Raw genomic sequence first — 10487 nt, forward strand, 5'->3', positions numbered from 1 at the left:
GGGGACAACCGGACAAACTGGGCCCCGTCCAGACAACGGAGCTCACGCACGGTAGCGACCCCCTCATCGGCGGGACCACTTACCGTGAAGCTTGCTCGGCGCAGATGATCGCGGTGGTGGTGCCCGACCTAGTTGCTTCAGAGCCAGGCTCGGGAGCTGGTCCGCCAAAATGCGCCCCCCCGGTCAGAGGCTCTTTTCGGCGCCCCCACTCGCTCCGTCGAGCACCGAGGCGATAGCTTCTCCTACCGAGTTGATCACTCGGTAGAGATGACCCGAGACGAGCGGGTCCGCAGGGAGTGTGTAGCCCGCCCGGACCTCGTCATCTTCCGCAGTGAAGTTGGCGAATAAAGACTGATCGTTCAATCGTCTCACGAGATGCTTGGCGTCTCTGCGACCGCGGACATCACTTTTGACCGACCAGGTGAACCAGACGTCCGCAGTCTCGTGGTTTGGCCGGACGAGCAGGTTTGAAGTGCGCGAGCGCACAAGGAACGCACCGTCGATCATCATCGGCCGAAATGGGCCGTACCCCTTGTGCAACGAGATTCCGACACTCGTCAGAAGATCCATCGGACCCATCGGCGCACGAGGATCGAAGGGCGCGTTTGACTCGTCATAGTTCGCAAATAACGAGTAGTCAGCCGGAGCTAACCCCACGAACCAAGGGTTGCTTATTCCCAGTGACGCACGAAGCGTGGTCGAAAGCGTGGCTGCGACGTCGCGGGGCGCCGCACAGCTGCGCTCGATGCGAAGGTCCGACTCGCTCGTATGGTCCCCAGCCACTCGCAAACTCCAGCCCTGCTTGCGAAGCCCGTCAGAGTGACCTCGGTACGCATCCGGGCTCTCGACCACCACCGAGTAGCCCCGTCCCCCAGGGGTTTTGGTCACCTCAATAGCGAGAGTGACTCCGGACGATTCCGTGGACTCGAATTCAGCTACTCGTCCGGCATTCAATTGCTCTGCTGTATGGACGACGTGACTCTCGAAGTGGTCCCAGATATCGAAAATCAACGCAGTCCCTGCCCAATATCTATCCATACCAGGAGGATACGACTGCGTTACGACATCCTCGTGCACGCGCCACTTCGAGATGGTACTTATCTGACATGCAACCGCTGAAGAAACCCGATCCGATAGCTGAAGTGGCCGAGCTACTCGGGAACTATGTCTACCTTCTCGTCGATCCTCGGGACGGAAAACCGTTCTATGTCGGGAAGGGGCGCGGAGACCGGGCGCAGGCCCACGAAATCGCGGCCCTGGCTGAGCGTTTGGAAACCCCCTCTGACCCGACATCGGATGCTGGCACGACGGATGAGGTAAGCGCGAAAACCGCCAGGATTCGATCAATCCATTTCTCCGGGTACACCCCTGAGGTTTGGATCGCCAGATACGGCTTGTCCGAAAGCGAATACACCGCGGTCGAGGCAGCGCTGATCGACCTGCTGCTGAGCTTCGAAGTGAGAGAGGCATCCACGCCCAACCCACTACAGGGAACGTCGTCCTATCTGACCAACCAGCGACGAGAGGCTGCTCGAGGCCACGGGGTCGTGAAGCTCCAGACACTTATTGACGACTACAGAGCGCCGGACCTGGCAACCGAGGAACCACTCGTGCTCATCAAGTTGACCGCGTGGAATGACAAGGTTGAAGCCATTCCCGGCGGCGGCACTCGAGACGGGTACGGCTTCCGCCACGAATGGCTCGACCGTAGTCGGATCGACCACGAGGAACTCGGACGATCCACCTGCTGCTGGTGGGTTCTCAACCCGGATTCAACCGCAAAGCGGCGCATCCCCCACGCGGTAGCGCTGTACCGGGGCGTCACGCGCGGCCTGTTCGAGATCGACGCGTCGTCATGGGAAACCAAGAAGGGCGAGCCCACGCGACGGGGTTTTGTCGGCACCCCTGTGACCTCGGGGCCATTGTGGGACGACGTGGTCGGCCCGCATGGCCGTCGAGTTTCAGGGCTCACGCAGGGCGATCGGTACTGGCCGCTGACCCGCCAACGGACCGAAGCAGTCTCGCCTGAGTGACCAGTCCGAGGCCCACCGAGTAACGGGGGCGCGAGACGAGAGCCGCCGCCCGGTCGGCGTGACCGGGCGGCGGCTCTCGTCGTGTGGTGGCGCAGACCTCGTCGTCGTCGTTCCCCGACCGCCGTGCCCGCCGGCGCCCACTCGACCAGCAGCAGCGCTACTTGACCAGCAACTCCGCGATCTGGATGGTGTTGAGCGCCGCGCCCTTGCGCAGGTTGTCGCCGGCGACCATGAGGTTGAGGCCCTTGAGACCGTCGATCGAGAAGTCCTGGCGGATGCGACCGACCAGCGACTCGTCGATCCCGGCGGCCTCGAGCGGAGTGGGCACGTCGACGAGCTTGACGCCGGGCGCGGAGGCCAGCAGCTCGCGGGCCTGCTCCGGGGTGATGTCGCGCTCGAACTCGGCGTTGATGCTCAGCGTGTGACCGGTGAACACGGGCACGCGCACGCAGGTGCCGGCCACGCGCAGCTCGGGCAGCCCGAGGATCTTGCGCGACTCGTTGCGCAGCTTCTGCTCCTCGTCGGTCTCCTCCGACCCGTCGTCGACCAGCGCGCCCGCCAGCGGCAGCACGTTGAACGCGATCGGCGCCACGTACGGTCCGTTGTCGTCGACCTTGAGCGCCGACCCGTCGTGCACCAGCTCGTGGCCGGCGCCGATGTTGCCCGTCACCTGGTCGTCGAGCGTCTTCACGCCCTGCAGCCCCGAGCCCGACACCGCCTGGTACGTCGAGACGACCAGCCGCGTGAGCCCGGCGGCCTCGTGCAGCGCCTTGAGCACCGGCATCGCGGCCATGGTGGTGCAGTTGGGGTTGGCGATGATGCCCTTGGGCGGGTTCTGCGCGGCCTCCGGGTTGACCTCGGAGACGACGAGCGGGACGTCGGGGTCCTTGCGCCAGGCGCTGGAATTGTCGACGACGACGGCGCCCGCCGCCGCGAACCTGGGCGCCTGCTCCTTGGACATGGTGCCGCCCGCCGAGAAGAGGGCGATGTCGATGCCCTGGAGCTCCTCATCGGTGGTCGCGGACGTGTCCTCCACGACGATGTCCTCGCCTCGGAACGACAGCGTGGTTCCGGCCGACCGTGCGGAGGCGAAGAACCGCACCTTGTCAGCCGGGAAGTTCCGCTCCTCCAGCAGGGCACGCATCACGCGCCCCACCTGGCCCGTGGCTCCGACGACGGCGACAGTGGTCATGATTTTTAGGTCAACTCCTGGGAAAACTCGCTCCGGCCTCTCGCGGACGGCAGTTCCGCCCAACGCTCGATCAACCGGATGAACGCCCATGGTACCGGCCGCGTCCACAGCGACCAGCGGCGCTCGTCACACCCGGCGCGCTGACCTCACAATCCGACCAACGAGAAGACGGTTCGGCACACATCGGCCGAGAAGGGGGTGCGCGGAACGCTCTTTTCGATGGGGCCGCAGGCCGGACGCGGGCTGCAGGCTGGACGCGGGCTGCAGGCCGGACGGGCGCGGCAGGCCCCTATTCTCACAGCCCCATCGGTCTCCACAGGCGATGCCGGAATCGCGGGATGGAGGGGAACGCGGTCCTCGTCGTCGTCGACGCTTGGCCCATGCGCTCCGACCAGACGCCCCGCCGCACCCGCGACCTCGTCCCCGAACGCGGTCGACGCCTCCACTCCAGCGGCCTCGTGCCGCACCACCGCGGCCTCTGGATCCCGCGCTCCGCCGACCGCACGCACCCGCTCACCCGGATCACCGCGATCGCCGCCCTGTACCCAGGAGCCATCGCGACCGGCTGGCTTGCCGCCGACGCTCACGGACATCCGTTCCCGCCGCGGGACTACCCCGACGAGTTCGCTGCCGGTTCGACCCGGGTGCGCCGGCCCGGAATGATCGGCCGCCAGTACACGATCCCACCGGAGCACGTGTTCCATCTGACCGGAACCGCTGGCGCTGGGCTCGTCGCGAGTCCCGCATGGGCCCTGTTCGACATCGCGCGGCGGGGCAACCTGACGGACGCCGTCTGCGCGCTGGATGCGGGGCCGCGTATCGGCGTCGACCCAGAACGAGACGTGCGACCGCTCGCGACCGACCCCCGACGGATTCCCGGCAAACGGCAGGTTCTAGCCGCGCTCGATCTGTGCGACACCGATTCAGAGTCGCCGTGGGAGACGCGGACCCGGCTGCTTCTGCTCGATCACGAATTGACGGGCTTCGAGACCCAGGTGCCCGCGCCCGGACTGCCGTATCGGCTCGACCTCGCGCGACGCGACCTGCTGATCGGCGTCGAGTACGACGGCGAACACCACCGCACCCCAGCGCAGCACGCCAAGGACCTCACCCGCTGGAACCGGCTACGCCGCGCGGGCTGGCTGATCTACCCGCTCACCACGACCATGATCACTCGCGACGCGCGCGCGACCGCCGCCGACATCCGGGCCGGGGTCCGCGAGCGCGGCGGCTGATAGCGCGGCGGCGCGGCGGGTCAGCTGAGTGGGCGGGCGGGTCGGCTGGGCCAGCGAGCAGCAGGGTCATCGATAAGACAGTTCGGCACACGAGCTCTCGGACGATGTGTGCGGAACTGTCTTATCGATGGTCGGGGCCGGGGCCGGGTGGGGGCCGGGTGGGGGCCGGGGCCGGGCGGGCGGGCGGGCGGCGGGGACGGGCGGGAGAGGTCAGCGGCCGGTGCCGGCGTAGATCTGGGCCTCTTCCTCGCCGCCCAGCTCGAACGCCGCGTGCAGGGCGCGGACGCTCTGGGGGAGCTCATCCTCGCGGACCAGCGCCGAGATGCGGATCTCCGAGGTCGAGATGAGCTCGATGTTGATCCCGGCCTCGGACAGCGACTCGCAGAACGTCGCGGTGACGCCCGGGTGCGACTTCATGCCGGCGCCGACCAGGGAGACCTTGCCGACGTTGTCGTCGTAGAGCACCTGGTCGATGCCGAGGTCGCTCTTGGCCTGGGAGAGCACCTCGACGGCCTGGGCGCCCACCTCGCGCGGGCAGGTGAAGGTGATGTCGGTCTTGCCCGACGACCTCGAGACGTTCTGCAGGACCATGTCGATGTTGATCTCGGCGTCGGCCACGGCGCGGAAGATCTTGGCCGCGTACCCCGGCTGGTCGGGGATGCCGACCACGGTGATCTTGGCCTCCGAGGCGTCGTGCGCGACTCCGGTCAGGACTGCGTCTTCCACGGGGATGTCCTCCACATTGCCGGCCACGAGCGTGCCGGGGTTGGTCGAATACGAAGAGCGGACGCGCAGCGGCACGTGGTACCGACGGGCGAACTCCACACTGCGCAGGTTGAGGATCTTGGAACCGACGGCCGCCATCTCCAGCATCTCCTCGTACGAGATGGTGTCGAGCTTGCGGGCGTCCGGGACGATCCGGGGATCGGCGGTGTAGATGCCGTCGACGTCCGAGTAGATCTCGCAGACGTCCGCACCGAGCGCGGCCGCCAGGGCCACCGCGGTGGTGTCGGAGCCGCCGCGGCCGAGGGTCGTGACATCGCGGGTCTCCCGGGACACGCCCTGGAAGCCGGCGACGAGCGCGATCTTGCCCTGGTCCAGGGCGTCGCGGACGCGACCAGGGGTGATGTCGATGATCCGGCTGTTGCCGTGTCTGGTGGTGGTGATGATCCCGGCCTGCGAACCGGTGAACGAGTAGGCCTCCAGCCCGAACGAGCTGATGGCCATGGCCAGCAACGCGTTGGAGATGCGTTCGCCCGAACTCAGCAGCATGTCCATCTCGCGCTGCGGGGGCGCCGGGCAGACCTGGTCTGCCAGGTCGAGGAGTTCGTCGGTCGTGTCGCCCATCGCCGAGGCGACCACCACGACGTCGTTTCCCGCCTTCTTGGTCTCGACGATCCGCTCGGCTACCCGGCGGATACGTTCTGCGGACTCCACGGAGGAGCCGCCAAACTTTTGCACTACGAGTGCCACGCGGTCACACCCTTCCGGTGTTGATCGGCCTAACGCAGAGCCACTTTACGGGAGGTGTTTACTCATCAGCGATGACGCAAACCTGGGCGGCCGTACTACTGGCCCTCGCGTCCGCTCTCAGCCAGGCCTTCGGCACCGTGATCAGGCACCGGACCAAAGGCCGCGCAGAGGGTCGGCTCGAGGGCCGTCTAGGCGTACTCGCCAGCAGATACTGGTGGATGGGCATGGGAATCAGCCTCGCCGGCTTCGCGTTCCAGGGACTGGCGCTGGGGTTCGGGTCGCTCATCCTGGTGCAGACCATCACCGTCCTGTCGCTCACCTTCGCCCTGCCGCTGGGCGCGTGGTTCACCAATCGGCGGGTCACCAAGACCGAACTGTTCTGGGGCTACGTCCTGGCGGGCTGCGTGATCGTCCTGGTGATCTACGGTCGGCCGACCAGGGGGGATGCGCATCCGCCCTGGTACGCATGGGCGCTCGCGTGTGCGGGCGGCATCCTCGCCGTCGTCGTCCTGCTCCGTCTGGCCAGCAGGCGCCGCCGCGACGGCAACCGTGCACTGTTGTTGGGCGTGGCGGGCGGCACCGCGTTCGCCTACGTCGCGCTCCTCACCAAGGGCATGACGGGCCGGTGGCACGCGGGCGGGCTGGTCGAGGTGTTCACCACGGGCGAGGTGTACGGCCTGGTCGTGGCGGCGGTCCTGGCGCTGACGCTGCAGCAGATGTCGTTCTCGGCCGGCGAGGTCCACCAGGCGGTGCCCGCGTCCACGGTCACCACGCCGGTGGTCGCGCTGGGGCTCGGCGTGGTGGTGCTGGGCGAGTGGTTCACCGTCGACGGCCCCGAACTCACGATCCTCGCGGTGTCGCTCGCGGTGATGGTGGTGGCCACCGTGCGGCTGGCCCACAAAGACGTCGACGCCTGAGGGCCCCGCCGTCCCCTACACTCCCGGTCATGCGCTCTCGCCGTCCCGTTAGCCTCTCCAGCCCCACCAGTCACACGCACGCCGCCCGTCTCGCGCCCGCCCGTCTCGCAACCGCGGCCGCCCGTCTCGCGCCCGCCCGTCTCGCAACCGCGGCCGCCGCGGTCGTCGCGCTGGCCGCCCCGCTCGCCGTCGTCGCGCCCACCGCCGGCGCCGTGGTGAACGGAGCCCCCTCCGGCTCGGCGCCCTGGGCGGTGCAGATCACCACGTTCAGCGGCATCCCCGGCACGCCCTGCACCGGCGTCGTGGTGGCACCGCGCTGGGTGGCCACGGCCGCGCACTGCGGGCCCGCCAACCCGAGCGCGTACACGCTGGGCTTCGGCAACTGGGCCACCGTCCCCGGCGGCTTCGCCGAGACCGCGTCGCTGGCCAGCCCGCCGGTCGTCGGCGCGTTCGGTTCCCTCGACACCGGCAGCCTGGGCCGACACTCCCCCGTGGCCGCCTATCACGCCCCCGCCGGCGACGTGATGCTGCTCAAGCTGGCGCATCCCGCCCCGTCGCCGTCGGTCCTGCGCGGCGACGTCGACCCCGCCCCGGGCGCGGTCCTGCGCTTCCACGGCTTCGGCGAGACCTCCCCGCGGGGGCAGCGGTCGCCGCAGGTGCTCACCGGCCTGACCCGCCTCGACCGGATGGAGCCCCGCGCCGGCTCCCGGATCGGCCGGTCCCACACCATCCAGGGCGGGTACGGGGCGGGCGACTCCGGCGGCCCGGTGTTCCAGGGCGACCGGCTCGTGGGCCTGCACTCGGGCTCGGATCACTCGCGGCGCCAGCCCGACGGGACCAACCCCGCCTGGTACGAGTCGATCCCCGCGCAGAACGGATGGATCGACTGGATGATCGCCAACCGGTGACGCGAACCTCGCGCGGCGTGCCTAATCCCCCGGGTTTTGTCACACTGGACTGATGGACGCGCAGGAGGTCGTTGTCCGTCGGGCCTCGCGCTCCGACGCCGACCTCCTGCTGTCCGCTGCCGACCTGTTCAGCGCCCCGCCCACCGCGGAGTGGACCCAGGACTTCCTCGACAACGGGTCCAACCTCCTCCTGCTGGCCCTACTGGACGAGGTCCCCGTGGGCATGCTCGTCGCGGTGGAGACCGGCTACCTCGGGGCGAGCCCGGACCTGTTCGTCTACGGCATCCGCGTCCGCGAGCACCTGCGGCACCAGGGGATCGCCCACCAGCTGGTGGACAAGGCCGTGGCGATCGCCGAGGAAGCCGGCTGCCGCAGGGTGTGGGGATCGGTGCACCACACCCAGGAGCTGCTCCCCGACTCGCCGCTCTCCCCGCCGGAGACCACCACCACCGGGTCCACGACCTTCACCATCCCGATACCCTGACCCCTGCGCAATTTGTGTATCGTGACCCCCATGCAGCGTGTGCTCCTTCTTGGGTGCCGCGGCGGGGCCCGCTGAGGCGGACCGGCTCCCCGTCGCGGGATCTCGTCGCGCCGGTCCGATCCCCCGATCGCATCCAAGGAAGTAGAGCCCCGTTATGTCTCCCGCTGACGCATTCGTCTCGTCGTCGTCGACCATCACTCCCCCCTCCAAGCCCGGACGCCCCGACCAACCGTCGTGGAACCGACAGAAGGGCTCGTCGATGCCGGCGCACCGGTACCGGTCCTTCGCCGACGAGGTCGAGGACGTCTCGCTGCCGGACCGCACCTGGCCGGACAAGACCATCACCCACGCGCCGCAGTGGTGCGCGGTGGACCTGCGCGACGGCAACCAGGCCCTGATCGACCCCATGAGCCCGGCCCGCAAGCGCCGGATGTTCGAGCTGCTCGTGCGGATGGGTTACAAGGAGATCGAGGTCGGCTTCCCGTCGGCGTCGCAGACGGACTACGACTTCGTGCGCGAGATCATCGAGGACGACGCGATCCCCGCCGACGTGACCATCCAGGTGCTGGTCCAGTGCCGCGAGGACCTGATCCGGCGGACCTTCGAGGCGTGCGAGGGCGCGTCCAACGTGATCGTGCACTTCTACAACTCCACCTCGATCCTGCAGCGCAAGGTGGTGTTCCGTAAGGACCGCGCGGCCATCAAGAAGATCGCCACCGACGCCGCCGCACTGGTGACGACCATCGCCCGCGAGTACCCCGACACCAACTGGCGCTGGGAGTACTCCCCCGAGTCGTTCACCGGCACCGAGCTGGCGTTCTCCAAGGAGGTCTGCGACGCCGTCACCGAGGTCGTGGGCGCGACCCCCTCGAGTCCGATCATCATCAACCTGCCGGCCACGGTCGAGATGGCCACGCCCAACGTGTACGCCGACCAGATCGAGTGGATGCACCGCAACCTGGCGCACCGCGACTCGACCATCCTGTCGCTGCACCCGCACAACGACCGCGGCACCGGCGTGGCCGCCGCCGAGCTGGGCTACCAGGCGGGCGCCGACCGGATCGAGGGCTGCCTGTTCGGCAACGGCGAGCGCACCGGCAACGTCTGCCTGGTGACGCTGGGCATGAACCTGCTCACCCGCGGCGTGGACCCGCAGATCAACTTCTCGGACATGGACGAGATCCGCCGGACTGTCGAGTACGCCAACCAGCTGCGCGTTCCCGAGCGCCACCCCTACGGTGGCGACCTGGTGTTCACCGCCTTCTCCGGCTCGCACCAGGACGCGATCAACAAGGGCTTCGACGCGCTGCAGGCCGAGGCCGACGCGCGCGGCGAGGACGTCACCGCCATCACCTGGGAGGTCCCGTACCTGCCCGTGGACCCCAAGGACGAGGGCCGGTCGTACGAGGCCGTGATCCGCGTGAACTCGCAGTCCGGCAAGGGCGGCGTGGCGTACATCATGAAGAGCGACTACGGCCTGCAGCTGCCGCGGCGCCTGCAGATGGAGTTCTCGGGCCTGGTCCAGGACGTCACCGACTCCGAGGGCGGCGAGGTCACGCCCAAGCAGATGTGGGACATCTTCTCGCTGGAGTACCTGGATCGCGTCTCGCCCATGGAGCGCATGTCGCAGCACCTCTCTCCCGCCCAGACCGACGACGGCGAGGACTCGATCGACGCCGTGATCCGCTGGAAGGGTCAGACCACCGAGGTGACCGGGACCGGGAACGGTCCCCTGGCGGCGTTCGTCGCCGCGCTGAACGAGATGTTCGACGACGAGGTACGCATCCTCGACTACTCGGAGCATGCGATGACCGCCGGGGATGACGCGACCGCAGCGGCGTTCGTCGAGGTGCAGTTCGGCAACCGGGTCTTCTGGGGTGTCGGCCGGGCCGGATCCATCACCACCGCATCACTGCGCGCGGTGGTCTCCGCCGTCAACCGCGCGTACGCCGACGAGGCCGCCGAGGACGCCACGACCATCGGCAGCACCGTGGGCGCCCGCACCTGGGCTCCCTGAGACTGCGGCCGGGGCCGGGGCCGCTGGGGCCGGGGCCCGGGCCCGGCCGCTGGGCCGGGGTCGGGGCCGCTGGGCCGGGGTCGGGGCCGGGGCCCGGCCGCTCGGGCCCGGCGATTCCATCGCGAAGAGCGTTCCGCACGTATCGCCCGAGGGCGGTCTCAGGTGGCTAGCGCAACACCGTCGATTAGTTCGGTCATCTTCGCATGGGGACTGTGGAAGCCATGGATG

The 10487-nt window shown here is 68.6% G+C and carries 9 protein-coding genes; 6 read left to right on the top strand and 3 right to left on the bottom strand.

Going from position 1 to position 10487, the window contains the following annotated elements; translation table 11 throughout:
* Positions 1-183 precede the first annotated feature (183 nt).
* Complete coding sequence (locus R4P08_RS17705; protein WP_317815192.1) at positions 184-1038, bottom strand: T3SS (YopN, CesT) and YbjN peptide-binding chaperone 1; 855 nt, start codon at positions 1036-1038, stop codon at positions 184-186.
* Between the two features lie 68 nt (positions 1039-1106).
* Here R4P08_RS17705 and R4P08_RS17710 point away from each other — a divergent pair, with 68 nt between their 5' ends.
* Positions 1107-2033 carry a hypothetical protein gene (locus R4P08_RS17710; RefSeq protein ID WP_317815193.1) on the top strand — a complete coding sequence of 309 codons (927 nt, stop codon included), beginning with the start codon at positions 1107-1109 and terminating at the stop codon, positions 2031-2033.
* Positions 2034-2190: 157 nt separating this feature from the next.
* On the opposite strand, the gene R4P08_RS17715 is transcribed toward R4P08_RS17710, so the two are convergent.
* Positions 2191-3225 carry an aspartate-semialdehyde dehydrogenase gene (locus R4P08_RS17715; RefSeq protein ID WP_317815194.1) on the bottom strand — a complete coding sequence of 345 codons (1035 nt, stop codon included), beginning with the start codon at positions 3223-3225 and terminating at the stop codon, positions 2191-2193.
* 338 nt (positions 3226-3563) lie between these two features.
* Between R4P08_RS17715 and R4P08_RS17720 the strand changes: the two genes are divergently transcribed.
* On the top strand, positions 3564-4460 hold the full coding sequence (locus R4P08_RS17720) for a hypothetical protein (protein WP_317815195.1): 897 nt from the start codon (positions 3564-3566) through the stop codon (positions 4458-4460).
* Between the two features lie 210 nt (positions 4461-4670).
* Here R4P08_RS17720 and R4P08_RS17725 read toward each other — a convergent pair whose 3' ends face one another.
* Positions 4671-5933, bottom strand: coding sequence for an aspartate kinase (locus R4P08_RS17725; protein WP_317815196.1), 1263 nt, complete (start codon positions 5931-5933; stop codon positions 4671-4673).
* Between the two features lie 71 nt (positions 5934-6004).
* On the opposite strand from R4P08_RS17725, the gene R4P08_RS17730 reads away from it, so the two are divergent.
* From R4P08_RS17730 to leuA, 4 genes are all read left to right on the top strand, one after another.
* Positions 6005-6850, top strand: a complete 846-nt coding sequence (locus R4P08_RS17730; protein WP_317815197.1) for a DMT family transporter — start codon at positions 6005-6007, stop codon at positions 6848-6850.
* A 29-nt stretch (positions 6851-6879) separates the two neighbouring features.
* Positions 6880-7758 (top strand): trypsin-like serine protease, encoded by an 879-nt coding sequence (locus R4P08_RS17735; RefSeq protein ID WP_317815198.1) that lies wholly within the window; start codon positions 6880-6882, stop codon positions 7756-7758.
* A gap of 52 nt (positions 7759-7810) precedes the next feature.
* Positions 7811-8242 carry a GNAT family N-acetyltransferase gene (locus R4P08_RS17740; protein WP_317815199.1) on the top strand — a complete coding sequence of 144 codons (432 nt, stop codon included), beginning with the start codon at positions 7811-7813 and terminating at the stop codon, positions 8240-8242.
* Positions 8243-8396: 154 nt separating this feature from the next.
* Positions 8397-10259: a 2-isopropylmalate synthase gene (leuA, locus tag R4P08_RS17745; RefSeq protein WP_317815200.1), complete on the top strand. Its 1863-nt coding sequence runs from the start codon at positions 8397-8399 to the stop codon at positions 10257-10259.
* Positions 10260-10487 lie beyond the last annotated feature (228 nt).

The organism is Rhodococcus sp. IEGM 1408 (assembly GCF_033142235.1).
In the GTDB taxonomy this organism is placed as follows: Bacteria; Actinomycetota; Actinomycetes; order Mycobacteriales; family Mycobacteriaceae; genus Dietzia.

Bases quoted from the DNA above. Each gene is read 5' to 3' on its own strand.
- R4P08_RS17705 (WP_317815192.1), bottom strand. From the start codon at position 1,038: ATGGATAGATATTGGGCAGGGACTGCGTTGATTTTCGATATCTGGGAC.
- R4P08_RS17710 (WP_317815193.1), top strand. From the start codon at position 1,107: ATGCAACCGCTGAAGAAACCCGATCCGATAGCTGAAGTGGCCGAGCTA.
- R4P08_RS17715 (WP_317815194.1), bottom strand. From the start codon at position 3,225: ATGACCACTGTCGCCGTCGTCGGAGCCACGGGCCAGGTGGGGCGCGTG.
- R4P08_RS17720 (WP_317815195.1), top strand. From the start codon at position 3,564: ATGGAGGGGAACGCGGTCCTCGTCGTCGTCGACGCTTGGCCCATGCGC.
- R4P08_RS17730 (WP_317815197.1), top strand. From the start codon at position 6,005: ATGACGCAAACCTGGGCGGCCGTACTACTGGCCCTCGCGTCCGCTCTC.
- R4P08_RS17735 (WP_317815198.1), top strand. From the start codon at position 6,880: ATGCGCTCTCGCCGTCCCGTTAGCCTCTCCAGCCCCACCAGTCACACG.
- R4P08_RS17740 (WP_317815199.1), top strand. From the start codon at position 7,811: ATGGACGCGCAGGAGGTCGTTGTCCGTCGGGCCTCGCGCTCCGACGCC.
- leuA (WP_317815200.1), top strand. From the start codon at position 8,397: ATGTCTCCCGCTGACGCATTCGTCTCGTCGTCGTCGACCATCACTCCC.